Source organism: Fretibacterium sp., from assembly GCF_057312375.1.
In genome coordinates this window covers 29,751-55,406 of sequence record NZ_DBHLDX010000007.1, presented here as the reverse complement: position 1 = coordinate 55,406, position 25,656 = coordinate 29,751, and the positions used below count along the sequence as shown (strand labels likewise).

Sequence of the window (25,656 nt, the reverse complement as noted above, 5' to 3'; positions counted from 1 at the left end):
ACACGGGGCTGTAGATGCCCATGGTTGCAATCCAGAGGAAGGGCAGGGACAGGCCTGAAACGTGCTTGATGGCAGCTAGCCCATCCAGCTTTTTCTTCCGCTGAAGCGCCTGTTTCCTCTGGACCTTTTCGTCCAGGAGCATCTCATTGTAGGGCGTCGGGGAGCCGCAGAAAGGACAGAGCTCTACCCCCGCTTCCAGAGGGGCTCCGCAGTGCTGACAGATCATCATCGTCGTTCCTCCTAAAATTTGCGAGCGGACGAGGCCTGCGCCGCGGCGCTTATTTTCGTCCACCTTCCGCCGTTTATTTTGCAGAACGACGGGGGTTATGTCAATATTGATTTGCGTTTTCAGGGGCGGTTTTTCCTGCCCGTCAAAATAAAAAGCTCGGTGAGGGATGGGATGGCGAGAGCGATCGACGGGAACTTATATGACGAAATGCCCAAAGATCGCCTGAGTTGGGATAAAATAGTAAAGAAAGCTTGCCTCGGTCGGATGGAGGGCAAGAGTGGCTTGGGCTTTTGAGTTTCAAGATTAAAAAGCGAAAGGATGTCGAAGGTCGATGGAGTCTATCGGAAGATCGCCGCGTGAGGGGAAAACAGGGAAGGGCCTGAGCAGGTTTGGGTTTGCTCTCTGTCTTCTATGCGCTCTGAGTTTCGCCTTTGTGTTGCCCGAGTTCGCCCCCATTTCAGCCGAGGGTGCTCCACGGGTCGTGACCAAGACGCCCGATGGAAAGAAGACCGTGCGGAGAACGAGGCTCCATAGGAAAAAGACCGTCAAACGAAGGGCGGTTTCCCTCTTTGCGGGTGGGCAGGGTACGGCAAGGAGTCCCTGGACCATCCGCACGGAGGCGCAGCTTCGCGCCTTTGCCGCTTCGGTCAACGGCGGGAGGAACTACGCGGGCAAGCACATTCGACTGACCGCCAACGTGGACCTCGGAGGAAGGGCCTGGGCTCCCATCGGCTTCTCGCGCATCGGACGAACCTTGGCGTTCAGCGGCGTCTTTGACGGCAATGGACGCACGATCAGCGGCCTGTCGCTGAAGCACGTGGGGAAGGACCCCGTGGGCCTGTTCGGAACGCTCTCAGGAGCCTACGTCTACAACCTCACCGTTGAAGACGCCGAGGTGAACGGCGTGGCGGAGGTCGGGATCCTGGCCGGCGCCGCTCAGAAGTCCACGGTCAAGAACGTTTCCGTATCCGGCGCCGTCGCGGGCAGCCAGAACGTGGGCGGCCTGATCGGCAACGCGGTGGAGTGCCGCCTCCTGAACTCGGAGTTTATCGGCAAGGTGAAGGGCGCAGGGGCCAGCGCGGGCGGCATCGCCGGCGGTGCATTCGGCTCCATCCTGATGCACGTTTCCGTTTCCGACAGCAGCATCGAGGGACGCGAGAACGTTGGGGCCATGGCGGGGACGTTTCAGGCCGGGCTCCTGCAAAATGTCGGAGTCGAGCGCTGCGTCGTGACGGGGACGGAAAACGTCGGCGGCGTAGCGGGAGCTGCGGCCGGGCCCATCCAGTTCCAGTCCGTGGCCTTTGACGGCAACGTGGAGGGCGTGGAGAACGTGGGAGGGGTGCTGGGACTCAACGCCCAGGGCACGGTGAAGGACGCCTCGGTCCAGGGCAACGTCAGGGGGACGAACCAGGTCGGCGGCGCGTTCGGCCTGTGGCGTGGAGGCACCGCCCTGCGCTGTATCTCGACGGCCTCCGTGAACGGCAGGGCCAACGTCGGTGGGGTCGCCGGCCAGATGGAGAAGGGACTGCTGGATCGTTGCACGTCGGACGAGGAAGTCCGGGGCGGAGACATCGTGGGAGGACTGATCGGCCGCTACGTCGGCGGCAGGTACACGAACTGCCAGCCGTCCACGTCAGTGCATACCGGACTCAAGGGCGGCCGTGAGATCGGAAACGAGAGCGAAAGATAAACGGTGAGCAAACGGAGGGGGCGGCCGTCGAGGCCGTCCCCTCTCCTTAGGGTATAATTTCGCAATCTGTCCGAATATTTTGGAGGTGTGCTGCAGCGATGAAGAAAATCACGTTTTTTTACCTCGATGCCTGTCCCTATTGCAAGAACGCCCGGAGGGCCATGGATGAGCTGAAGGCGGGGGACGACCGGTATCGGGCGATCGAGATGGATTGGGTGGAGGAGAGTGAACGCCCGGAGGTGGCTGAGAGGTACGATTACTACAGCGTGCCGACGATGTTCATCGGGTCGGAGAAGCTGTACGAGGCGCACAAAGGAGAGGGGTACGAGGAGTGCAAGGCCAACGTCAAGCGCGTCTTTGAAGCGGCGCTTGCGTAAACCTCTATCTGTCGTTATAATAAAAAAGTTTTATGCCCTGCCTCTTCTGTTGGAAGAGGCCATTAGACCATAGGGAGGAGGTGACAGACGTGCGGCATTACGAGATGCTGACCATCCTTAGCGCTGAACTTGAGGACCCTAAGGAGGAGGTCGGCAAGATCGAGGAAGTCGTGCGCAGTCTGGGAGGCAACGTGACCCAGACGGATGTCTGGGGAAAGAAGGCGCTGGCCTACCCCATTCAGAAGAAATCCGAGGGAATCTACGTGCTCTTCAACTTTGACCTTGAGCCGGCGGGAACCTTTGAGTTGCGCCGTATCCTTGGATTGCGTTCCAACGTCTATCGTCAGATGATCATCCTTTTGGACGAGTAAGGGAGGATCGACAATGGCCAGAGGGTTCAATAAAGTGGTTCTGATGGGCAATCTCGCCCGCGACCCCGACGTTCGTTACACGGTGGAGAGGCGGGCGTGGGCTCGCTTCACCGTGGCGGTGGGCTATGCGTGGAAGAACAAGAGCGGGGAGTACCAGGATGGAACGGACTTTATAACCGTCGTCGCGTGGGGCCCTCTGGCTGAGCGTTGCGGCCGTTACCTCAAGAAGGGGAGCGGCGTCCTCGTGGAGGGGCGGATACGCTCGCGCAGCTACGACGCGCGTGACGGGTCCGGGAAGAAATACGTGACGGAGGTGGAGGCAGGGGAGGTTGTCTTCGTGGGTGGAAAGAGGGCCTCGGACGAAGGGGTTCCTTACGATCCCCAGACTGCCCCCGACTCCTCGCCGTCCTCCTTCTCCGGCGACGAGGATTTCGGCAAGAGCATCCACGAGAAGGGGTTCAGCGACGACTTCCCGATGGATTTTGCGGAGATGGAAAAGGACACCAACAAGAACTCCGAATCGGACATCCCCTTTTGACGGGGGCGTCTGACAGGACCTTGGGAGGAGCCAGCTAAACGCTCCTCCGTCGGTAGTCCGTGGAGATTTTTAAGGAGGATTTCTTAGATGAACGGAGAGAGGGAGAGCAGGCCCGCAGGCGCCGGCGCACCGCGCGGCGGCATGCGGAGGGGGTCCAAGCGACGCCCAAAGTTCTGCTATTACTGCGTTGAGAAGCAGGAAAAGGTCGACTATAAAGACGTTGAGAAGTTGCGCAAGTACATCAGCGAGCGGGGAAAGATCGTTCCGCGCCGCGTCACGGGCAACTGCGCAAAGCACCAGAGGCTTTTGACCGAGGCCATCAAGAGGGCGCGTTACATGGCGCTCCTGCCTTACTCGCTGGATTGATCCTCTCCTGTTGCGCGAGGGAGGCATCTGTCCTTTGACGGGATGTCGGCTGAATTTGCATGGGGAGAGGCCACAGGGCTCTCCCTTTTTTTATTCCTAAAAAGGGGGTGGACTATGCCGGGGCCGGAGAGCGTTTTTAAACAAAGCACCCTTGGCCGTCTGGTCTTTTTTTCCCTTTTGACGGTCCTTCTCTTGAAGGCGAAGGACTACGTTCCAGCGGTGGGCTTCTGGGGCCTGTTCTTCTCCCCGCTGCCGCTTGCCCTCCTGGGGTGCCGGGAGGGACGCCGGTTGTTGGGGCTGGGAATGCTCTTGACGGGAGGGCTGACGGCGTTTTTCCTGCCGATCCCTTCCGCCCTGTACTTCGTAACGGCTTCGGTCCCCCTCTCCGCTGTCCTTGCCGCGAGCTCAAGGAAGAGCTGGAGCGGGGGCGAGGCGCTTTTGGCCTGCACCTTCGTGTCCGTCGCCGAGAAGCTGTTCTTCTTCTTTCTCCTGTGGGCGCTGACGGGGCATAACTTTCTGGCCCCTGACGTGGGACAGATGGAGGAAATGATGGAACGGCTCTACGCGGGCTTCTCGTCCGGCCTCCAGGAAACGATCGCGATGCGGGAAAATATGAGGCAGACCGCCGCGTTGTTGCCCTACATGACGCCCTCGATGCTCCTCCTCTACGCGGGATTGGACGCGCTGTGCAACTACAAGCTGTGCGGGTATTTTCAGCGGGGACAGGCGAACCGCCCGCCCGCCCTGCCCGCCTTTACGGAGTGGCGTTTTCCAAAGTCCCTGTTGCCGGCGTTTTTCCTGGCCTTCGTCATCAACCTCCTGTGGGGTCTGGACGAGTGGAGGGCGGGCGCCCTGTTTGCGGCCAACCTGGAGCTGGTCCTGAACGTCCTCTTTTTCGTCGAGGGACTTTCTCTGGCCTTCTGGTGGATAGGGCGGCGAGGGCTGGGGCCCGTCCTTCGGACGTTGGCCGCCGTCCTGCTCCTGATCCCTCTGGCGTGGCCGTGGCAGGTGCTCATGGGCATCGGCGATATCGTCTTTGACTTCAGGAGCAGGACGACGCACCGCAGAACGTAGAGTGTGGCTGAAATGCCTTCAGGGAAGCGCCGAGGGATACCTTCGTTTGATGCTCGAAGATTGATAAGCGCTTCCCTGGCCACGGTTCCCTTAGGTTAACGCGGGGACTTTTGTGCTTTTTTGAAGGGAGAATCTTTCATGCAGGTGATTTTGAAGGCGGACGTCAATAAAGTGGGCAGCGCCGGCGCGCTTGTGAACGTCAGCGACGGGTACGCCCGCAACTTTCTCTTCCCGCGGGATCTTGCCGTCGAGGCGACCCCCAGCAAGGTGGCGGCGTGGAAGGAGGAGCAGGCCAACAAGAGGAAAAAGGAGGCAAAACAGCTTCAGGAGGCTGAGGAAACGAAGAAGGGGCTTCAGGGAAAGTCCGTGAAGATCGAGGCGAAGGCGGGGGAGAATGGGAAGCTCTTTGGGAGCATCACCACGGCTCAGGTGGCCGAGGCCCTGAGCCGGCAGTACGGTCGGGCGGTGGACAAGCGCGACATTAAAATGGAGGACGTCATCAAACAGCCGGGCAGTTATCCCTTTGCGCTGAAGCTGTACGCCGGCGTTCACGCGGACATGACGCTGTCCGTGATCGCACAGAAAGACTAACCGAATGCAGCTTTACGACAGGGTCCCGCCCCAGAACCTGGACGCGGAGCGGGCCGTGCTGGGCGCGTGCCTCCTGGAGCACGAGGCTCTGGGGATCGCCCTGGAAACCCTGAGGCCGGAGGATTTTTACGACCTCAACCACCGAGCCGCCTACGAGGTGATGGGGGAGATGTTCAACGCCAGCCGACCAGTGGACCTTGTCACCATTGGAGAGGAGTTGGCCCGGCGTGGCGTCTTCGACAAACTGGGGGGGCAGCCCTTCCTCGCCGCCCTGGTGGCGGAGGTCCCGACGACGGCCAACATCGCGTTCCACGCGGGCATCGTTCGGGAGAAGTCCGTCCGCCGTCGACTGATCGACGCGGGGAGCAAGATCGTCAGCCTGGCGTACTCCAGCGAGTTGGAGAGCGCCATGATCGTGGATGAGGCGGAACGGGCCGTCTTTGAGGTTTCTCAGCGCAACAATCGGGCCGACTTCCGCCCCGTCAGCGACATTCTGGGCAGGACGTTCCAGAACATCGAACAGCGCTATCAGGAGAGCGGTTCGGACGTCAGCGGCTTCGAGTCCAGCTTTGCGGACCTGGACCGCCTGACGGCCGGTTTTCAGCCGGGAAGCCTGAACATCATCGCCGCGCGCCCCTCCATGGGAAAGACGGCCTTCGCCCTCAACATCGCGCAGTTCGGGGGCGGAGGAAGCCGGGCGGCCGTCCTGATCTTCAGCCTTGAGATGTCCGCGGAACAGCTGGTGCAGCGTATGCTGGCGGCGCAGTCCGAGGTGGACCTCCAGGCGATGAACACCGGGACCATGAGCAAGGGGGACTGGGACGAGCTTCAGAATGCCGCCGGCGTTCTGACGCAGAGGCCCATCTTCATCGACGACAGCTCCATGCTGACCACGATGGATTTTCGGGCGCGCTGCCGCAGGTTCAAGTCCCGTTATCCGTCCTTGGGGCTCGTGATCGTGGATTACCTGCAGCTGATGAGCTTTGGCGGTCGTCAGACGGACAACCGCCAACAGGAGGTTTCCGAGATATCCCGCATGTTGAAAGGGGTCGCCCGCGAGTTGGCCTGCCCCGTCATCGCCCTCTCCCAGCTGTCGCGCGAAACGGAGAAACGTCCCGACAAGAAGCCGATGCTCTCGGACCTCCGGGATTCGGGGGCCATCGAGCAGGACGCGGACACGGTGATGTTCCTCTATCGAAGGGACTACTACGAGGAAACCCAGCCGGGGGTTGACAGCGAGGCTCAGCTGACCCTGGCCAAGAACCGAAATGGGCCGACGGACACGATCACCCTCGTCTTTCAAAGGGAGATCACGCGCTTTCGTAGCTGGAAGGGTTAAGGAAAGGGGACCGGTCGCTGGCCGGTCCCCTTCCTTGCAGCTTGCCGTGGGCGTGTGCTCCCTGTATCGGCCGCCCGGCCGTCAGCTCGGAGCTCCGATTACGAAAAACAACCGATTGCGGTCCTAGAGCCTTTCTCTATAATATTGGTCATTATTGGTCAGGAATTAAGGGGCCTGCGGGCCCCTTAACCAGGACGATAAAGTTAAGAATATATCCTTCATGGGGAGGTTATAGGTATGGACTTCAATAAATTGACGACGAAGAGCCAGTCTGCCTTGGCGGCCGCGCAGGACATTGCGGCGGCCCGAAGCCACCAGCAGGTGGACGTGGAGCACCTTATGCTGGCGCTCTTGCAGGACGCGGAGGGGCTGATCCCGCGCATGCTTCGCCGCATGGAAGTGGACCCCAAGGTGCTGGAGAAGCTCGTTTCCGACGAGGTAGCCCGTATGCCGCGCGTTTCGGGCAGCGGGGCGGAGCCGGGAAAGGTCTACGTGACCCCGCGGCTCAACAGGCTCCTTGTCGCCGCAGAGGAGCGCGCGAAGGCGCTTAAAGACGAGTACGTTTCCGTCGAGCACCTGTTCCTTGCGATGTTGGACGAGGGGACGAACACCAATCTGGGGCGCGTCCTGAATCGCCTGGGCATCACGGAGGATCGCTTCTTGAAGGCGTTGACGGAGGTCCGCGGCTCTCAGCGGGTGCAGAGCGCGGACCCCGAAGCCACCTACGAGGCCCTCGCCAAGTACGGGCGCGACCTGGTGGCTGCGGCGCGGGAGGGGAAGCTGGACCCGGTGATCGGGCGTGACGAGGAGGTGCGTCGCGTCATCCGCATCCTGAGCCGCAAGACGAAGAACAACCCCGTGCTGATCGGTGACCCCGGAGTTGGTAAGACGGCCATCGTGGAGGGGCTGGCGCAGCGCATCGTGCGCGGAGATGTGCCGGAGGGACTGAAGGACCGGACGGTCTTTGCCCTGGACATGGGGTCGCTGGTCGCCGGGGCCAAGTTCCGCGGCGAGTTTGAGGAGCGGCTGAAGGCCGTCTTGAACGAGGTGAAGCAGAGCGAGGGGCGCATCGTCCTGTTCATCGACGAGCTGCACACCATCGTCGGGGCTGGTGCGGCAGAGGGCGCCGTGGACGCGGGCAACATGCTGAAGCCCATGCTGGCGCGGGGCGAGCTGCACTGCATCGGGGCGACGACCGTCGATGAGTACCGAAAGTACATCGAGAAGGACGCGGCCCTGGCACGGCGGTTCCAGCCCGTGACCGTGGAGCAGCCCGACGTGGAGGACACGATCTCCATCCTGCGCGGCATCCGCGAGAAGCTGCAGGTCCACCACGGCGTGCGCATCCGCGACAACGCGCTGGTGGCGGCAGCGGTCCTCTCGAATCGCTACATTACGAACCGCTTTTTGCCCGACAAGGCCATCGACCTGGTGGACGAGGCCTGTGCCATGATCCGGACGGAGATCGACTCTTTGCCGTCCGAGCTGGACGCGGCCAGCCGGCGCGTGATGCAGCTTGAAATCGAGGAAACGGCCCTGAAGCGCGAGCAGGACGCGGCCTCCCAGGAGCGCCTCAAGGTGCTGCAGAAGGAGCTGCAGGAGGCCCGCACCGAAGCGGACGCCCTCCGTGCCCAGTACGAGGCGGAGAAGAAGAGCATCGTGGGCATCCGCCAGCTGCGCAGCCAGATCGACGAGGTGAAGGCCGAGATCGAGAGGGCCGAGCATCAGTACGACCTCAACCGGGTGGCGGAGCTTCGCTACGGCAAGCTGCAGAAGCTGGAGGAGGAGCTGAAGGCCCGCGAGGCGGAGAAGGAGGGGCAGAACGCCCCCGGAAGCCTCCTGCGCGAGGAGGTCACGGAGGACGAGATCGCGGATATCGTCAGCCGCTGGACGGGTATCCCTGTGACGAAGCTCCTGGAGGGGGAGCGGGAGAAGCTCCTGAAGCTGGACGAGGTCCTCCACAGGAGGGTCGTCGGACAGGACGAGGCCGTTCAGCTGGTGGCGGACGCCGTGCTGCGCGCGCGGAGCGGCATCCGGGACCCGCGCCGGCCCATCGGCTCCTTCATCTTCCTGGGGCCCACCGGCGTCGGCAAGACGGAGCTGGCCAAGACCCTGGCGGAGGCGCTGTTCGACAGCGAGGAGAACATCATCCGCATCGACATGTCCGAGTACATGGAAAAGCACTCCGTGTCGCGCCTCGTGGGGGCGCCTCCCGGCTACGTGGGGTATGACGAGGGCGGGCAGCTGACGGAGGCCGTGAGGCGGCGTCCCTATTCCGTCATCCTGTTCGACGAGATCGAGAAGGCCCATCCGGACGTGTTCAACATCCTGCTTCAGGTCCTGGACGACGGGCGCATCACGGACAGCCACGGCCGCGTGGTGGACTTCAAGAACACCGTGATCATCATGACCAGCAACATCGGGTCGAGCGCCCTGCTGGAGGGCATCACAGCGGACGGCAACATCTCGGAGAGCGCGAGGAAGGAAGTGATGAACGCGCTGCGCGGCGCGTTCCGTCCCGAGTTCCTGAACCGCGTGGACGACATCGTCTTCTTCAAGCCGCTGACCCGCGACGAAGTCCGTCAGATCGTCCGGCTTCTCCTCGGACACCTGGAGGAACGGCTGGCCGACAGGCAGATCGCGCTGCACTTCAGCGATGAGGCGGTGAACTTCATCGGGGAGGCGGGGTACGATTCCGTCTACGGCGCGCGTCCGCTCAAGCGGTACATCACGCACAACGTGGAAACGAAGCTGGCGCGGGCCCTCATCGCCGGAGGCATTCGGGACCACTCCAAGGTCGAGGTCGGCCTGAAGGACGGAGAGCTCACCTTCTCCTTTGCGGACAAATAGGGATGGGGTTAAAAGCGGGCGGCAAGCCGGATGAACGGCTGCCGCCCGCTCCGCGTTTTGCAGGAAAAGCCCTACCGGAAGACCTTCACGCGCAGGGAAACGTCCTCCTTCTCCTTGGCCTCCGGCTGAGCCGCGATCCCTCCAAAGGGCATCTGCGCCAGCAGGACCCACGACGTCGGAAGGCCGAACAACGCTCTGACCCTGGGATCGATGACGGGGTTGTAGTGCTGAATGTTGGCCCCCACGTTCCGTTCCCGAAGGGCCGCCCACAGGGATATCTGCAGCATGCCGTTCGCCTGGTTCGCCCAGGTGGGGAAGTTCTCGGCATAGGCTGGGAACCGTTCCTGCAGAGCCTTGACGATGTCCTGGTCGTAGAAGTACAGGATGGTGCCCGCAGCGGCCTTGAATCCGTCGATCTTTCCCCGTTCGACCTTGCCGCCGAAGGCGTCGTAGATCGCCTCCCAGAGCGCGTCCTGCATCTTGCCGAGGGCCACGGCGACCCGGGCGCTCCTCATGTTGAAGGCGTCCGGGACGAGTTCGGTCACCTGTCGGATCAGGTCCTCGACCTCCGATTCCGGGATCGGCAGGTCCCTGTTGAGCGCGTAAATGCTCCGACGGTTTGTCAGCGCCTGAATCATGCTCATGGCTGTTCTCCTTTGCATCGCATAAATTAAAGAAAATCCCTGCTCCTGTTGTCCGCCGCGAACGACACGCCCAGGCCCGTTGGCCTCTTTTCGCCCACCTCCCTTGCTCCCCTTTGCGGGGCCAAGGATATCCTTCCGACACGCTTTTAATATGAAGCGGGGATTTTGTCAAGTAATGTCAAAAGTTGTAAGGGAAACAAAAGCGAAACTGTGAAAACTCACAAGCCCGCCCCAGGCTACCATGGGCGTATCTGGATCAGCTCCAAACGCGGTTAGTTTTTCTGCCACAGGGAGATCTGCGTGCCGTGCTTTTCCGTTTTGAAGTATTCTGCCAGGTTGTCGCACTGCACCGCTTCCGCAATCTCCCGCGCCCACACTGCGTCCTTGTCTTCTGCCCTGACAACAAATCCGACCGCGTACTTTTCATTGTCGTCGGACTGGCAGACGAACTTTTCGACGGACATGCCGGCGTTCACCATATGCCCCGCAGCTAGGCAGATTCCATCCACATCTCGTATGGCCTGAGGCAGAACGGACATCTCCGCCGTGATGAATTTGAATTTGCGGGGATTCTCCTTGACATCCAGAACTGTAGGCACCTCCGCCTCGGGGTCAAGAACGATCAACTTATGAGCTTCGAGCATTTTGAGCCCCCTTGCCTGATTGGTCGCGTCGTTGCAAAGACCGATCGTGGCGCCTTCTGGGAGCTGATCTACGGTGTCCCACTTGCTGGAGAACATGGCAAACAAAGGGTAAAAGGTCTTGGGCTGAACCATAACAAAGTTCGTTCCCTTGTCCCTGTTGTAATTTTGCATGTAGGGCTCATGCTGGTACCAGTTCATGTCTATGCTACCCTCGGCGAGCGCGATGTTTGGCTGCACGCTGTCGTCGAAGACGATCGGCTCCACTTCATAGCCTAGAGCCTCGATCGCATCCTTGGCGGAGCCGATCTGGTTCACCATATCCGTGCGCACCCCAATCTTTACATGAGGCTTGATCTGGGCTCCTGGCGAGGCCGTTTTCTCCGCCTGTCCCGACGCTAATGCCGTACCGCAAAGCAAAAACACAAGCAGAACTCCCACAAAGATATTCACATTTTTCATCGTGATTTCCTCCTTCAATGATTTAGTTCCAAAAATCCCTGTCTGCCCACTTACTTTAATTTTCTGTAAATCCAGTCACCTAGGTATTGGATCAGGATCACCAGGGCAACCAAAATCAGGACGATCGAGTACATGATTTTTTCGTTGAAGTTCTGGTACCCGTAAGTCAAAGCGACCGCCCCAAGTCCCCCCGCCCCGACGGCGCCGGCCATAGCCGTAGCACCCAAAAGATTGATGATGGCCAGACACAGCCCCGACACGATGGATGGGACAGACTCCTTCAGCATCACCTTCAAAACGATCTGGCTCCTAGATGCACCAAAGGATCGAGCTGCCTCAATCAAAGCTGGGTCAACCTCTTTCAGGCTGTTCTGAAAGGTACGCGCTATAAAGGGAGTGCAGGCTACTGTCAGGGGAACGAGAGCAGCTGTATCTCCGATGGATGACCCCACGATCAATCGAGTGAACGGTATGATGGAGATCATCAGGATGATAAAGGGAAAAGAGCGGATAACGTTCACAATAAAATCAAGAATACGATTGACGACAACATTTTCGCAAAGCCCACCCTTCTCCGTTACAACCAGGATAACCCCAATCACGAAACCGAAAGCGACCGACAGAAACCCGGAGATGAGGAGCATCTTGAGGGTGTCGAAAATGGCGGGCAGTATCAGTAGCTGAAAAATCTGTGCAAAGCTGTATCGGGACAGGGCCATGGTTATTCATCCTCTTCCGGTTCGTCGTTCTGATCTTCCACTTCCGGCAAAAGTTCCGTCCAACTGGCGCCTTTTTCCGTCAGGTAGGCGGCGACCTTACCCATCTGGCTATCATCGACATTGATGACGAAAATCCCCAGCCTGTCATCCTCAAAAGATTGGATTTTTCCGCTGATGATCGGGAACACGCATTGCAGATCTGCATACATCTGACCGAACAATTTCCCCTCGTCCAGACTGTTCAGCAGATGTGCTATCCGAATATTGTGTCCCTGCTCCGGGAGTTTCGCTTTTCCCTCCCCCAAAAGCCTCATGAGCGACCTGGGCTGCTCAATGAAGATGTCCTTGACGGAACCCTGCGCGGCAACTTCGCCATGCTCCATGATGCACGCTCTCCGGCAAATCTTGCGTACCACCTCCATCTGATGGGTCACCACGACGATGGTGATACCGATCTTCCGGTTGATCTCCTTCAGCAGGTCCAGGATAGACAGGGTCGTCTTGGGATCTAACGCGGAGGTAGCCTCGTCGCAGAGCAGGATGCTCGGTTCCATGGTGAGTGCCCGCGCGATCGCGACCCGCTGTTTTTGGCCGCCGCTCAAGTTCCTGGGCCTCACCTGCGCTTTTTCGGAAAGCCCCACCAGGTCAAGCAACTCCAGGACCTTTTTGTCGATGCTGGCCTTGGGGTACTTCCAGCACTTCATCGGCAGGGCCACGTTGTCGTAGACGGTTTCGCGCTCCAAGAGGGAAAACTGCTGGAATATCATTCCGATATGCCGGCGCAGGTTACGAATCTCCTTCTCTCCCAACCCTTTGATCTCGCGCCCGTCCACCCTCAGGCTCCCCGACTGATAGTCCGTAAGGCCATTGATACACCGGAGCAACGTCGATTTTCCGGCCCCGCTTCGTCCAACCAGCGCATAGATATCACCGTCCTGGATCGTGACGTTGATATCCTTTAAAACCACTGCCTTGTCATTGTCGTCCCAAACCTTGTACAGGTGCTCGATCTCAATCAATGCAATTCCTCCGGCCCCGGCAAAATACACGTACCTTTAATTAATGGGCGCTTTTTAGCGGCTATCGTCCGGTAACAGCGGGCAAACAACATGAACCAGCGCTGCGAACGGCTTCGTGAGTATCAGGTTCACTGCCGTTTCGCTGTGTGCAACGCATAATGAGAACGCTGTCTTAACTTCTCGCGTCCGCCTCAATGCAATGAGTTATAGATGCCGCCGTCGAATCGACGAAAAACGGGGGCAGGATGAAAGATACGGCAGGGAAATTCCTTCCCGCATCAAAGAGACTTCCATGTCTGACGCGGATCCTGTCGAAAAACAGAATAAGACAGAGCGGAATTTTAAGAAAAGTTTGAAGGAGCCGGATCCTTCCACGCGCAGCCCGCGCGGCGACATAATGCACTCCGTGCACCGTCATCGGCGCATCACGTCACGGCGTAGCGCATGGCGATCCTCCTTCCGCAAGAGAGTTCCCCAAAGGGGCCAAACTGAACTTTATCAGCGCCAACTCTAACAAAATATTCATGGGCTGTCAAGGAAGACTTTTCCACGTGTCGTCGATCAGTGATAATGTGACCCCGGTAAGTCCCCGGGGAAAGGAAGCCTTCGCAGCACAGCCAGACGTCTCCAAGCGGAGTGAGGTTTTTCAAGGTGTTTTTATAGAGGGGTTGTGGTATCCTTTGATCGTTGGCGTGCGTTGTGACCTGTGCCTTTTGAAAGGGGGCGCGGCGGAACGAAGTGTGAGGGGGGAACAGGTTGATCTTTGAGTTGATGTCCAATGGAACCTTGGCGAAGCTGCCGCAGGCATCCGTTCCGGAGGGGATCACCCCCCCAGAGGGACCCTTTGTGATGTTGCTTTTGCCCCACAACCGCTGCCTGGTGGGCGTGCCCGCCGCAGGCGCCGGCGACTCCTGGTCCTGGGGGAAGCCGGGCGGGGGGATGTCGGCCGTGTCGCTTTACGAGAACGAGGCGCTCACGCTGCCCTTGGACGCTTCCACGCTCATCAGCCTGCCGAAGGACACCGTGGCCTTCCTGCGGGGGGAGTTGCTGGCCCAGATGGACCCGCCGGGGAGCCACATGTCGACGGTCCTTGCCCTGAAGGGCTTTATGAAGGACCACGCCGCGTTTTTCGACGACTTCCCCTTTCAGGACGAGGCAGCCTTTGCCCTTTGCCTGAACGACGACGAGGTCCTGCGAAAGGCGTATTGGGCGCTCCGCTTTGCCATGGCGCGTGGGGAGTACGACGCCGTCACCCGTCTTAAGGCCTGGGTCAAGGCCGGCCCTGAGCTGCTTGGCGACCCGGAGAACGAGTTCCGGATATGGTTTTCCATCCTGAACCTGCCCACCGAGTCGGACCTTCAGGAACTGGAGGCCCTCTCCTTTTCGCGGGGGGACCTGAAGCACATGGCGTCGCAGCGGATCACGCCGATCTTCCTGTACAACCCGCGCGCGGGATACCTCGTCCTGGACCGCCTCACTCGAGGCGAGTTCCTGACCTGGGCGTTTCTGCCCCCTGCCCTCTGGACGGAGCTGCGGGAACGCCGAAAGCTGCCCATCCGCGAGGTGATGCTGGCCCTTTGGGGGCAGCGCGATGTCGACCGCGCCCTGGAGGACCGCTCCCGCTACATGCGAGGGTTGGGCGGCGGCGTTTCGTTGAGCCGGACCTAGCCGTCCGGCCTTGAACGGCGCGCTCCTGAGCGCCCCGCTTCGGGGGTTCAGGAGCGTTTGGACTTATATTGAGCGCAGCGGTGGTGATGGGAGGGGCCGAATGGAAAAGAGGGAGGACTGCGGGACGGAGGCGCTTCAGGAGCGGGCCCTCTGCGTGCGTCGGGATATCGCCGGGATGCCGGGGGCGCTTCACGACGGCTACCTCTTTTCCGCCGTGTCCAGCGTGGACCTTCTGGTCTGGCTCTACGGCCGGGTGCTGCGCGTTCATCCCGAATCGCCCCTCGACGAGGGGCGGGATCGCTTTGTCCTGAGCCGCGTCGCCGCCGCGCCGGCCCTGTACGCCACGCTTGCGGAGTACGGCTTTTTCCCGCGGGAGGAGCTGTGGGAGTACCGGCGCCTGGGCGGCATGCTGCAGTCCGCCCCGGAGTTTCGGCACGCTCCGGGGATCGACGTGTCCTGTGGGGTGCGCGGCATCGGCCTAGGGCTTGCCCTGGGGCTGGCTCTGGCGTTGCGGGACGCTGCATCGGAGGCCAGGGTCGTCTGCCTCCTCGGCGCGGACGAGCTGGCCTCAGGGCCCGTGTACGAAACGCTGACCCTTGCCGCGGAGGCGGTGCTCCCCGGCCTGATCCTCATCGTCGAGTCGGACGGAGCAGACGCCGATGCGACGAGGGCGCTCTCCGCGGTTGGGCGCTGTGAGGCCGTCCGTGCGGACGGCCACGACGTGGAGGCCCTGAACGAGGCCTGGAGCGAGTTGACGGCGGAGGATCGGGGGAAAGGGATGCGCGTCCTGCTGGCCCGGACCGTCCGCGGCCGCGGGCTGCCGCACGGCAGCGACGAACTGATGGACGACGAGGGGCCTCTGGACCGTCAGGCGGCGGACGTGCTGATCAGCGGGATAAGGCGTGAGCTCCGATGACGCTTCGGAAGGTCTATCGGTCGTTTCTTGAGGAGGCCCTGGGGTGCGGCGGCGAGTTCGCCGACGTGGCGCTGGCGGGAGATTGCGCGCCGCCGCTTTGGCCCGGACAGCGCCCCTACGTCCCCGGCGTCGGGGAACAGGGTCTGGTGCTGATGGCGGCGGGGATGGCCTATGGCGGCCGCAGGGTCGTGCTGAGCGGGGCGACGTCGTTCCTCCTCGGTCGCGCCTATGAGCAGATTCGTTCCGCGATTGCCCTGACCGCGCTGCCGGTCTGCATCGTGGGGTACGACTCCGGCTTCTCTGCGGGCTATGAGGGAGCGGCGCGTCAAATGCTTGAGGACGTGGCCCTCATGCGCCTTCTGCCGGGGATAACGCTCCTCGTCCCCTCGGACAGGGACGCCTCGGTCGCCCTGCTTCGGGAGGCCCTTCGTCGTCGCCGACCTGCCTTCCTCCGGTTTGCGGAGGAGCGCAATGCCGCTCTGGGCGAGGAGCAGGAGCACCTCTGCTTTACAGGGGCCCGAACGCTGCGGCCGGGGGGCGACATCACGATCTGCGCGTGTGGTATCATGGTAAAGGAGGCCCTGAAGGCCACGGACATTCTGGCGCAGCAGGGCCTGCACGCTGAGGTCATCGACTGCTGCTGCGTCAGCCCCCTGCCCGGTCGTTCGATTCTCTCATCCCTCCAAAAGACGGGATGCTGCGTCGTGGCGGAGGAGCACTTTTTGGCGGGAGGGCTCTTTGAGAGCGTGACGGCCCTCGCCGCTCAGGAGTACCCGGTGCCCGTCCTGCCCGTGACGGCGAGCGGCGGCTTCGGACAGAGCGGGTCAACTCAGCACTTGAGGGACTACTACGGGCTGACGGCGACTCAGGTCGTCAGCGCCGCGGTGCAGGCTTGGGCCAGGCGCAGGGTAGGATAGGGCGCCCACTGCGCCCTGCGATGAGCTGATTATCGAAGGGGAACGCCATATTGAAGATCACTTTTTCAGGGGTGAGCAAGGTCTTTGAGCCTGATATCGTCGCCCTGAGGGATATCAACCTTGAAATCAACAAAGGGGAGTTCGTCTACGTCGTCGGAGCCACCGGATCGGGCAAGTCCACCCTCCTGAGGATCATCACGCGGGAGCTTCTGCCGACCCGCGGCTCGGTTCGGGTCAACAACGCGAACCTGCGGGAGATGCGGAAGGCGGACATCCCCTATTACAGGCGGGACGTGGGGCTGGTGGCGCAGGATTTCAAGCTGATCCCGCACCTGACGGTCTACGAGAACATCGCCTTCGTGATGGAGGCCATGGCCGTGCCGCCAAAGATCGTTTCCTATCGGACGAACGAGGTCATCGAACAGGTGGGGCTCTGGCGACGCCGCTTCATGCGGCCGGCTCAGCTGTCGGGAGGGGAACAGCAGCGCGTGGCGATAGCGCGTGCGCTGGCCAACTCCCCTTCGCTCTTTATCGCGGACGAGCCGACGGGCAACCTGGATTTTCACACGGCGGCGGAGGTGATGAAGGTCCTCTTCGCCATCAACGCCGGAGGGGTGACGGTCGTGATGTCAACGCACAATCAGTACATCGTGGACTCCTGCCGCCAGAGGGTCGTCGAACTCGACGCCGGAAGGCTGATTCGCGACGAGATGTCGGGAGGGTACTTCGCCGATGACAACCTTTAGATACATTCTGAGGGACATGGGGCGCCTCATCGTCAACCACTGGGTCCTTGGCATGCTCACCCTCGTCACCGCTTCCGTGATGCTCTGGATCCTGGGGATGACGACGCTCTTCTCCCTCAACATCGAGAACCTGCTCTCCCGCCTTGAGAGCGAGCTGGTCATTCAAGCCTACGTCCGAAAGGGCAGCGACGTGGAGCAGGTCCTGCGAAAAATTCAGGCGCTGGAGGCCGTGGCGGCGACGAAGGCCTATTCCCCTGCGGAGTCCCTCGCAAAACTGCAGGAGAAGATGGGTAGCCAATCCCGGGCGCTGGACCTCCTGGGCGATAACCCCATCCCATGGAACTTTGAGATCCGGGTCCAGAACGCTTCCGACGTGGAGCCCCTGGTTCGGACGCTGATGGCCATGCCGGAGATCGAGGACGTCATCTATGCGGGGATGGTCGTCCAGAGGGTCAAGGCCCTCTCCCGCGTTTCCTCCCGCGTGGCGTTCATGATGTTCGTCCTCTCCATCGTCATAACCGCCCTGGTCGTCTACAACACGATCCACATCTCCCTCTACTCCCGGCGGGAGGAGATCGGCATCATGTACCTGGTGGGGGCGACCCGGGCCTACATCGCGACGCCCTTCGTCCTTGAGGGCACGCTCCTGTCCCTCGTGGGGTCCCTGATCGCGGTGGGAGGGATCGTTTCGACGTACCTGCCGGGCATCTCTATCCTTCAGCGCAACCTGCCCTTCCTGACTTCGGGGCTGGTGGCGGACCCCTACGTGATCGCGCGCTTCTGCGTCCTCCTCGTCGGCTTCGGGGCGACACTGGGTTGGGTGTGCAGCTACATCGTGGTGGCGCGCTTCATGCACGCTGAGACCCGACCGGAATAGGAGCGCCGTCTTGAAGGGCAGAGCGCAGTTCGCCGTAGCACTGGTCTTCAGCCTTCTGCTGCCGCTCCTGGCGCCTATTGCACACTTGTCCCGGGGAAGCGCCGCCGAGAACATCGACGCGCGCATCGCCGCGGAGGAGCGCCGCCGCCGGGAGCTGGACAAGCGCGTCGAGGACTACCGACGAAAGATTCGGGAGATGGGAGCCAAGGTGGACAGCCTCCTGGGGCGTATCGACGTGCTGGAGCAGGACGAGAGCATGGCCGCTCAGGGGATATCCGTCCTGGAGCTGCAGCAGAATAAAATCCATGAGAACATCGCCATCCTGAACGCCGAGATGACGCGGGAGCAGGTGAGGATCAACGAGCTGTCCGACAGGATGCAGCACAGGATCGTGGACCTCTACAAGTACGGGACGTCCGAGGAGATGAACCTCTTTTTCTCCTCGGAGAACGTCTTTCAGGCCGTCGAAGCCGTGCACATGATGCAGCTCATCGCCCGTCACGACGAGGTGCTCCTCTCCCAGCTTCAATTCCGCTATCAAAACCTGGACCTCTCGCGCAGGACCATGGACGAGCACCGCGCCCAACTGAAGGCGCAAAGCCAGGCACTGAGGGAGCAGAAGGAGAAGTACCACAAGACGATCCTGGCCACGAACTCCTTCGTCAGCCAGATCCAGCGTCAGAAGAAGCTGGCCGAGAAGGCCTCGCGGGAGGCGGAGGAGGCCCAGAAGGCCGTCGGTCAGACGATCCTGGCGTTGATGCGCCGCAAGCAGGAGCGCAGCGTCCAGGGGGGCGGACGGAGGGGCAGCGGCGTGGATTACCTGGCGGGCCAGGGACGCGGCTCCATGTTCGACTGGCCCCTTCGAGGGCCCATCTCCAGCAACTTCGGCCTGCGAATCCACCCCATCTTCAAGACCAAGAACTTTCATTCGGGCATCGACATCGCGGCCCCGGCCGGCACGTCGGTGAAGGCGGCAGCGGCGGGAGAAGTCCTCTTCGTGGGCTGGTTGAGGGGGTACGGCCAGGTCGTCATCCTGGATCACGGCCGGAACTACTCGACGGTCTACGCGCACCTGTCCTCGGCTTTGGTCCGCGAGGGCCAGGTGTTGAGATCCGGATCAGCCCTGGGGAAGGTGGGAAGGACGGGGACGGCGACGGGGTATCACCTTCACTTCGAGGTGCGCATCGGCAGCACGGTGAAGAACCCGCTGGACTATTTGAGGCGCTAGGCGCTGGTGCGGTCAGAGGCCTTCGACCAAGATGTGGAAAGGTAAAAAAAATCTTCCTGCCGCCGTCCTCCTGATGTCGTTCCTGTGGTCAGCGGCTCAGGCGGCGCCGTCCCCACAGGACGCGGCCCTCGACAACATGATCGCGATCCGTGAGCGAGAGCGGGAGAGCCTGAGCAGGAAGATAGAACACTATAACGAGCTTGCTCGGAGCAAGATGAAGGAGTCCCAGAGCATCCTGGGACGCCTTATGAACCTGCGCCGAAACGCGCTGGAATCTCAGGCCCGCATGGAGTTTCTGGAGAAGGAAAACGGCAGGCTGCAGGGCTCCATGGCCCAGCTGAACCTGAGCATTGCGGAGACCAGCAACCTCCTTGCGGACCTCCTCATCAAGCTGCGGACGAGGATCGTGGACATGTACAAGTACAGCTCCCAGGAGAGGCTGGATGTGCTCCTGGCGACGCGGAGTACCCACGAGGCCCTGATCATGGCCTACATGCTGCGGCGCCTGGCCAACCAAGATCAGAAGGTCGTTGAAACCCTTGCCCGGAAGGCGGACGAGCTTGAACGGTCCAGAGAAAAGCTGGAAACGAGCCGGGCGCAGGTCCAGCGCCAGCAGACGGAGCTGAAGAGGAAACGCGATGAGTTCGCCGCTACGATCCAGCGGACCAACGCGCTCCTGAAGGACGTTCAGGGAGAGCAGAAAAAGGCGAAGGCAGCGGCCCAGGAGCTCATGAACGCACAGCAGGCGATAGGGGACAAGATCATCGCCCTGATGCAGGAGAAGGGCGCGCGGGGGCGAGCTCCTGCACCCCCGTCAACTCCGCCTGCCTCTCCGGGGACGCCCGCGCCGCAGCAGCCGCTCAAACCGCAAAAAAAACCTCAACAGTACACCTACCTAGCGAACGGGGCGGTGCTGGAGTGGCCGATCCAGGGGTCCATTGCCATGGCCTTCGGGTCCAGGATACATCCCGTCTTCAAAACGAAGGTGTTCAACTCCGGGATCGACATCAGGGCCGCCTCAGGAGCCCCCGTGAGGGCTGCGGGGCCGGGAGAGGTGCTGTTCACCGGCTGGATCCGGGGATTCGGTCAGGTGGTCATCATTGATCACGGCCGGGGGATATCCACGGTTTATGCCCACCTCGCCTCCGCTTCGGTCGCTGAGGGGGACGCGGTCAAGACGGGGAGCCCCCTGGGAAAGGTGGGGAACAGCGGAGCCAACACGGATTACGGGCTGCACTTCGAGGTGCGCCGCAACGGCAGGGCGGAGGACCCGCTGCACTATCTGAGGCGGTTTTAGCCCGCATCTCTTGCGCGCGTCTGGGCAGCCGCTGAGGGCCGGACTGTAATATTTCGCGCGGCTGCGGTATACTTCTGAAGCGCGCCGTTTCGCGCACGTATATTGAGGATGGTGTTTGATAAGATGAAGCAGAAGATCGGCAGGTCATGGGTGAACGCTGCGGGCTTTCTCCTGGCCCTTTTGGTCGCCGGTGCCTTTGCGGCAGGACACGCCGGGGCCGCAGACGTTTCGGAGCTGGACAAGCTCTCGCCGTTCAGCGTTCGCTCCCTGTGGCTTCTCCGACAGGCCAGGGCGATCATCGAAACGTATCAGGTGGACGCGGAGGAGAAGCCGACCTCCGAGGAGGACCTCCTGCAGGGAGCCATGAAGGGCATGGTGGAGGCATGGAAGGACCCCTATACGCGCTACGTTTCTCCGGGCCAGCTGAAGGACGAGGAGATCGAGATGGAGGGGCGCTATGGCGGCCTTGGGATGTACATCGGGACCCGCGACGGACAGATACTGGTCATCAGCCCCATGGAGGACTCGCCCGCGGAGCGCGTCGGCCTCAAGACGAAGGACCAGATCGTGAAGGTGGACGACGAGGTCGTCATCGGCTGGACGTCGGAGCAGGTGGTGCAGCGCCTGCGCGGCGCGCCCGATACGAAGGTCACGCTCTGGGTGCGGCGCGAGGGGGAGGACGAGCTTCTGAAGTTCGACGTGACCCGCGAGATCATCAAGCTCAAGAGCGTGCGCTACCAGATGCTCTCGGACGACGTGGGCTACCTGAGGCTCACCCAGTTCAAGCAGAAGACGGATGAGGAGGCGCGGAACGCCCTGCGGGACATCCTGCGGCAGGGGGCGAAGGGGCTGGTCCTGGACCTGCGCAACAACGGCGGCGGCCTCCTGGACGCCTCGGTGAAGATCGTGGGCATGTTCGTGAAGGGCGGCCTGGTGGTGGAAACCCGCGGACGCGCCGAACGGGCCAACGAGAAGTACTTCGCCGACGAGGCGCTCTTCCTCACCGACATGCCCATGGCGGTTTTGATCAACGGCGGAAGCGCCAGCGCCTCAGAGATCGTTGCCGGGGCCCTGACGGACAGACAGCGGGCCGTGCTGGTGGGGGAGAAGAGCTTCGGAAAGGGCTCGGTGCAGACGCTCTTTCCCCTGACGGACGGTTCGGGCCTCTACGTGACGATCGCGCGGTACTACACGCCGTCGGGGCGCGTGATCGATCACGTGGGGCTCACGCCGGAGGTCGAGGTCAGCGGGGACCTGAATCGGGACGTGATGAAGGACGCACAGCTTCAGCGGGCTGCGGCCGAGGTCAAAAAACGCTTCCAGCCGTCGTCCGGGACGGAGAGGCAAAAGAAGTAAAGAGTGCAGGGTGTCCCCGTCTGGGGCAGGAGGGGGAAGGCCTTCCCCCTGCGAGGCCCCTCGTTCGGACGTTTTGAGGAGGCAGTGCTAAATAATTATGAAGAACAACGTGGATCTGCTCGTCGGCGCTCAGTGGGGCGATGAGGGTAAGGGAAAGGTCGTCGACCTCCTGGGTGGGGACGTGGACATCTTCGTCCGCTACCAGGGCGGCGCGAACGCGGGGCACACGGTGATCGCGGACGGCGAGAAGGTGGTCTTTCACCTCCTGCCCTCCGGGATGCTCTATCCGGGAAAGCTCTGCATCCTGGGCAACGGCCTTGTGATCGACCCGGAGCAGTTCTTGAAGGAGATAGCGAACCTCAGTGAGAAGCAGCAGGACAGGGCCCGTCTGGCCATCAGCCCCCGCGCCCATGTGGTGATGCCCTACCACAAGATCCTGGATCAGGCTCAGGAGAAGGCCCGCGGCAAGGGGCGCAAAATAGGCACGACGGGACGCGGGATCGGCCCGTGCTACGTGGACAAGTACTCGCGCTGCGGCCTCCGGATCGAGGACCTGCTGGACGCGGACGTCCTGCGCGATCGCCTGACGCCGCTGCTTGAGGAGAAGAACCAGATTCTGACGCGCCTCTACGGCGAGAAGCCCCTTCCCTTCGACGAGGTCTACGAGCCCGCGCGCCAGTGGGGCAAGACGCTGGCGCCCTACGTGGACGACGTGGCCGCACTGCTCCGCAGGGCGGTGGACGACGGCCAGCACGTCCTCCTGGAAGGGGCGCAGGCGGCCCTCCTGGACATCGACCACGGCACCTATCCCTACGTTACGAGTTCCTCCACCTCCGCGGCCGGCGCCTTCACGGGGACGGGGCTCTCCCCGCACGACCTGAATCGCGTGATCGCCGTCGCGAAGGCCTACACGACGCGCGTGGGGGAGGGCCCCATGCCCACGGAGGACCTGACGGAGGCGGGCGAAACCCTGCGCCGAAACGGCGGAGAGTTTGGCGCCACCACCGGCAGGCCGCGCCGCTGCGGCTGGCTCGACCTGGTGGGGCTGAAGTACTCCATGGCCCTGAACGGCGCGGACACCATCGCCCTGACGAAGCTGGACGTCCTGACCGGGATAGGACCCATCAAGGTCTGCGTCGCCTACGAGTACGAGGGGGAGCGGCTGGACCGCTTCCCGGTCAGCACGCGAGTGCTTGAGGCGGTCAAGCCCATCTACGAAACCCTGCCCGGCTGGTCCGACGACATCGCCGGCTGCCGGACCATCGACTCCCTTCCTCAGGCGGCCCAGGACTACGTGCGCTACATCGAGAAGGAGTTGAACGTCCCCGTTGGCCTGATCGCGGTGGGGGCGGACCGCGACCAGGCGATCAACTGCGGGCTCCTGCGATCCTAGGCGCGTAGCCCCTGTGGAGGCGGGAGGGCGTGTACGTCCCGGAAATTCGTTTCTGCGGGCCTCGCGACCTGCCTGCCCTCATCGCGCTGAACGCCATGTCCCAATCCCCCTGGCCTGAATCGATCGTCGAGGGCGACCTGCGGGAGGGCTCGGAGGCTGAGATCAGTTACCTCGGGGCCTTCTCGACCGCCACCACCGATGAGCTTTTGGGGTATGCCGTGTTGGGACGGGAGGGGCGCGCGGGGCTTTTGATGTCCCTCCTCGTCCACCCAGACTTTCGCCGGCTCGGCATAGGGGTTCAGCTCCTGGCTGCCGTGGGGGACTGCGCCCTGTACCTGAACCTGAGGCGGCTTCGCCTGCGCGTCAGGAGGTCCAACGCGGCGGCCCTGTCGCTCTACGAGGGGATGTCCTTTCGCAGAGAAACGACGTGCCCCGGCTACTACGCGGACGGCGAGGACGCGATCGTGATGAGCGCGCCGCTTCCCCTGGCGGTGCGGAAGGGCTGAGGCCTGGGGCCTCTTTCGGAAGGGGGTATTGCATGAAGGTTTATATACCCTTCAGCGACGGGTCCTCCGTCGCCTTTGACGGGACGGGGTTCACGCTGCAGGAGCGCCCCAGGGTCATGGACGAGGCCCTAGGCGCCTCCCCCGCCAGCAAGGCGGCGGAGGTGTGGAGGCGGGATTGGAGCGCGGTGGTTCGAGCCCTTGAGTCCGCCTGGGCTCACCAGCGCGACCTCCGGCGGCGGGATCGGATGCGACAGGTCTACTCCAGTCGACGGGCTCAGGAGTGACCCCGATGGCCTAAAGTTCTTCAACGGCACGACGAAGGGGAGCGCCTCGAGGCGCTCCCCTCGCTTTTTGGTCCTTCGCCCGCCGGACGGGGACCCGCGGCGTTATCCCTTCGGCGTGTGGATGCCCCTTGCGAAGACGTTCCCCGCGGCCTCCGCCACGGCCTCCGCCACGGTGGGGTGTGCGTGGATCGTGTTCAGGAGGTCATCGGGCGTCGCCTTGAAGTGGAGTGCCAGGGCCCCCTCCGCGATCATGTCCGTTGCCGGGCCGCCCACCATCTCGACGCCCAGGATCTGGTGCGTTTCGTCGTCCGCGATGATCTTGATGACGCCGCTGGTGTCCCCCGTGATCATGCTCTTGCCGTTCAGCATCAGCGGGAAGCTGCCCACCTTGACCTTGAGGCCGCGCTTCGCCGCGTCCTTTTCCGAAAGTCCTACGGTCGCGATCTCAGGCGACGTGTAGATGGCGCCCGGCGTCGTCGTGTAGTCCATGTCCACCGCGTGCCCCATGATGTTCTCCACGGCCACCTCGCCCTCGCGGGAGGCCACGTGGGCCAGCATGTAGGCGTTCACGCAGTCGCCGATGGCATAGATCCCCTTGACGTTGGTTTCCATGTGGGCGTCCGTCACGATGCGCCCCCGCTTCATCTCGATGCCCAGGGCGTCGAGGCCGAGGCCCTCCGTGTAGGGCTTACGGCCCTTGGCCACCAGGAGCTTCTCCGCCTCCAGCTCCACCTGGCCCTCCGGCGTCGTGAGCTCGATCTTGAGCCCCTCTCCGGAGCGGGTTACCCTGGTGATGCTGGCCCCCGTGCGGAAGCTCACCCCGCGCTTCTCCAGGGTTTTGCGCAGGATGAGGGCGATGTCCGTGTCCAGGTTCCGCAGTATCTCGGGGGAGGTGACGGCGACCGTGACCTTGGTCCCGAAGGCGGCGTAGGCCGCGGCGAACTCCATTCCGATGATGCCGCCGCCGGAAACGACCATCGAGGCGGGGGGCGCCGGCAGCGAGAGGGCTTCGTCGCTGGTGATGACTCCCTCGAGGTCGTACCCCGGAACGTCCGGGACGTCCGGCACAGACCCCGTGGCGATGACGATGGCGTCGGCCTGGATGGCCCTGCCATTCACCTCGACGGTGTGGGGGTCCTTGATGGCGGCGACGCCCTCGATGTACTCGATGCCGTTGCCCTGCACGAGGCTCAACGTCCCCTTCACAAGGCGGGAAACGGTCAGCGTCTTTCGCTTCATCAGCGCGTCCCAGTCCAGCCGCGTTCCCTCCACGAGCACTCCGATGCGCTTTGCCTCGGATTTCAATTCCGTGAGGAGCTCCGCCGTGTGCAGCAGCACCTTGGTCGGGATACAGCCCACGTTGAGGCAGGTGCCCCCGATGGTCTTCTTCTCGATCAGGGTGACCGAGGCGCCGAGGTGCGCCGCGTGAATGGCGGCCACGTACCCTCCGGGGCCGGCTCCTATGATGACGATGCGCTTTGAACTCATGGTGACCTCTCCTTTGCTGGAATTTGTTGAAATGCCGTCCCGTCGGCTTCTGCCTCCAGGGCGGGGCGGG

26 protein-coding genes are annotated in these 25,656 nt (G+C 62.2%); 20 read left to right on the top strand and 6 right to left on the bottom strand.

The features are described 5' to 3' along the window. Positions 1-229, bottom strand: a 229-nt coding sequence (locus ACO41U_RS02435) for a zinc-ribbon domain-containing protein (RefSeq protein ID WP_485941335.1), incomplete at its 3' end; no start/stop codon positions are given. A 511-nt stretch (positions 230-740) separates the two neighbouring features. Here ACO41U_RS02435 and ACO41U_RS02430 point away from each other — a divergent pair. The 9 genes from ACO41U_RS02430 to clpB all read left to right on the top strand — a co-directional run bounded on the left by ACO41U_RS02430 (position 741) and on the right by clpB (position 9,425). Beyond that, positions 741-1,919 carry a M26 family metallopeptidase gene (locus ACO41U_RS02430; protein WP_485941334.1) on the top strand — a complete coding sequence of 393 codons (1,179 nt, stop codon included), beginning with the start codon at positions 741-743 and terminating at the stop codon, positions 1,917-1,919. A 98-nt stretch (positions 1,920-2,017) separates the two neighbouring features. Then, entirely contained in the window at positions 2,018-2,296 is a 279-nt protein-coding gene (locus ACO41U_RS02425; protein ID WP_298781998.1) for a glutaredoxin family protein, read from the top strand. A gap of 89 nt (positions 2,297-2,385) precedes the next feature. Next, positions 2,386-2,667, top strand: coding sequence for a 30S ribosomal protein S6 (gene rpsF, locus ACO41U_RS02420; RefSeq protein WP_298781996.1), 282 nt, complete (start codon positions 2,386-2,388; stop codon positions 2,665-2,667). A 13-nt stretch (positions 2,668-2,680) separates the two neighbouring features. Beyond that, positions 2,681-3,205, top strand: coding sequence for a single-stranded DNA-binding protein (locus ACO41U_RS02415; RefSeq protein WP_298781993.1), 525 nt, complete (start codon positions 2,681-2,683; stop codon positions 3,203-3,205). 87 nt (positions 3,206-3,292) lie between these two features. Next, positions 3,293-3,571 (top strand): 30S ribosomal protein S18, encoded by a 279-nt coding sequence (gene rpsR / locus ACO41U_RS02410; protein WP_298781992.1) that lies wholly within the window; start codon positions 3,293-3,295, stop codon positions 3,569-3,571. Between the two features lie 42 nt (positions 3,572-3,613). Next, on the top strand, positions 3,614-4,645 hold the full coding sequence (locus tag ACO41U_RS02405) for a DUF2232 domain-containing protein (RefSeq protein ID WP_485941333.1): 1,032 nt from the start codon (positions 3,614-3,616) through the stop codon (positions 4,643-4,645). A 138-nt stretch (positions 4,646-4,783) separates the two neighbouring features. After that, the gene (gene rplI, locus ACO41U_RS02400; RefSeq protein WP_298781988.1) at positions 4,784-5,236 is read left to right on the top strand and encodes a 50S ribosomal protein L9; all 453 of its coding nucleotides are present in this window, start codon (positions 4,784-4,786) and stop codon (positions 5,234-5,236) included. 4 nt (positions 5,237-5,240) lie between these two features. Beyond that, positions 5,241-6,575 (top strand): replicative DNA helicase, encoded by a 1,335-nt coding sequence (gene dnaB, locus ACO41U_RS02395; RefSeq protein ID WP_485941332.1) that lies wholly within the window; start codon positions 5,241-5,243, stop codon positions 6,573-6,575. 237 nt (positions 6,576-6,812) lie between these two features. Beyond that, positions 6,813-9,425, top strand: coding sequence for an ATP-dependent chaperone ClpB (gene clpB / locus ACO41U_RS02390; RefSeq protein ID WP_485941331.1), 2,613 nt, complete (start codon positions 6,813-6,815; stop codon positions 9,423-9,425). 71 nt (positions 9,426-9,496) lie between these two features. Here clpB and ACO41U_RS02385 read toward each other — a convergent pair whose 3' ends face one another. From ACO41U_RS02385 to ACO41U_RS02370, 4 genes are all read right to left on the bottom strand, one after another. Continuing rightward, on the bottom strand, positions 9,497-10,069 hold the full coding sequence (locus ACO41U_RS02385) for a nitroreductase family protein (RefSeq protein WP_485941330.1): 573 nt from the start codon (positions 10,067-10,069) through the stop codon (positions 9,497-9,499). Positions 10,070-10,341: 272 nt separating this feature from the next. Beyond that, the gene (locus ACO41U_RS02380; protein WP_485941329.1) at positions 10,342-11,172 is read right to left on the bottom strand and encodes a MetQ/NlpA family ABC transporter substrate-binding protein; all 831 of its coding nucleotides are present in this window, start codon (positions 11,170-11,172) and stop codon (positions 10,342-10,344) included. A 50-nt stretch (positions 11,173-11,222) separates the two neighbouring features. Then, on the bottom strand, positions 11,223-11,891 hold the full coding sequence (locus ACO41U_RS02375) for a methionine ABC transporter permease (RefSeq protein WP_298778290.1): 669 nt from the start codon (positions 11,889-11,891) through the stop codon (positions 11,223-11,225). A gap of 2 nt (positions 11,892-11,893) precedes the next feature. After that, the gene (locus tag ACO41U_RS02370) at positions 11,894-12,910 is read right to left on the bottom strand and encodes a methionine ABC transporter ATP-binding protein (protein WP_485941328.1); all 1,017 of its coding nucleotides are present in this window, start codon (positions 12,908-12,910) and stop codon (positions 11,894-11,896) included. A gap of 756 nt (positions 12,911-13,666) precedes the next feature. On the opposite strand from ACO41U_RS02370, the gene ACO41U_RS02365 reads away from it, so the two are divergent. The 11 genes from ACO41U_RS02365 (at position 13,667) to ACO41U_RS02315 (ending at position 24,098) form a co-directional block, all read left to right on the top strand. Next, a complete protein-coding gene (locus tag ACO41U_RS02365) occupies positions 13,667-14,578 on the top strand; it encodes a hypothetical protein (protein WP_485941327.1) in 912 nt (303 codons plus the stop codon). A 100-nt stretch (positions 14,579-14,678) separates the two neighbouring features. Further along, the gene (locus ACO41U_RS02360) at positions 14,679-15,494 is read left to right on the top strand and encodes a transketolase (protein ID WP_485941326.1); all 816 of its coding nucleotides are present in this window, start codon (positions 14,679-14,681) and stop codon (positions 15,492-15,494) included. Then, on the top strand, positions 15,491-16,411 hold the full coding sequence (locus ACO41U_RS02355; RefSeq protein ID WP_485941325.1) for a transketolase family protein: 921 nt from the start codon (positions 15,491-15,493) through the stop codon (positions 16,409-16,411). The genes ACO41U_RS02360 and ACO41U_RS02355 overlap by 4 nt, the downstream gene beginning before the upstream one ends. 50 nt (positions 16,412-16,461) lie before the next feature. Then, on the top strand, positions 16,462-17,157 hold the full coding sequence (locus ACO41U_RS02350) for a cell division ATP-binding protein FtsE (protein ID WP_485941324.1): 696 nt from the start codon (positions 16,462-16,464) through the stop codon (positions 17,155-17,157). Beyond that, positions 17,144-18,034, top strand: a complete 891-nt coding sequence (locus ACO41U_RS02345; protein WP_298778274.1) for a cell division protein FtsX — start codon at positions 17,144-17,146, stop codon at positions 18,032-18,034. Before ACO41U_RS02350 ends, ACO41U_RS02345 begins: the two co-directional genes overlap by 14 nt. Positions 18,035-18,044: 10 nt before the next feature. Further along, positions 18,045-19,262, top strand: a complete 1,218-nt coding sequence (locus ACO41U_RS02340; protein ID WP_485941323.1) for a murein hydrolase activator EnvC family protein — start codon at positions 18,045-18,047, stop codon at positions 19,260-19,262. Between the two features lie 31 nt (positions 19,263-19,293). Further along, positions 19,294-20,559, top strand: coding sequence for a murein hydrolase activator EnvC family protein (locus ACO41U_RS02335; protein WP_485941322.1), 1,266 nt, complete (start codon positions 19,294-19,296; stop codon positions 20,557-20,559). Between the two features lie 123 nt (positions 20,560-20,682). Next, a complete protein-coding gene (locus ACO41U_RS02330) occupies positions 20,683-21,915 on the top strand; it encodes a S41 family peptidase (protein ID WP_485941321.1) in 1,233 nt (410 codons plus the stop codon). Positions 21,916-22,012: 97 nt separating this feature from the next. Further along, on the top strand, positions 22,013-23,308 hold the full coding sequence (locus ACO41U_RS02325) for an adenylosuccinate synthase (RefSeq protein WP_298778264.1): 1,296 nt from the start codon (positions 22,013-22,015) through the stop codon (positions 23,306-23,308). Positions 23,309-23,337: 29 nt separating this feature from the next. Further along, the gene (locus ACO41U_RS02320; protein WP_298778261.1) at positions 23,338-23,814 is read left to right on the top strand and encodes a GNAT family N-acetyltransferase; all 477 of its coding nucleotides are present in this window, start codon (positions 23,338-23,340) and stop codon (positions 23,812-23,814) included. Positions 23,815-23,846: 32 nt separating this feature from the next. Then, positions 23,847-24,098 (top strand): hypothetical protein, encoded by a 252-nt coding sequence (locus tag ACO41U_RS02315; protein ID WP_298778258.1) that lies wholly within the window; start codon positions 23,847-23,849, stop codon positions 24,096-24,098. A 102-nt stretch (positions 24,099-24,200) separates the two neighbouring features. Here the strand turns inward: ACO41U_RS02315 and lpdA are convergent, their stop codons facing one another. Further along, on the bottom strand, positions 24,201-25,586 hold the full coding sequence (lpdA, locus tag ACO41U_RS02310; protein WP_485941320.1) for a dihydrolipoyl dehydrogenase: 1,386 nt from the start codon (positions 25,584-25,586) through the stop codon (positions 24,201-24,203). Positions 25,587-25,656 lie beyond the last annotated feature (70 nt).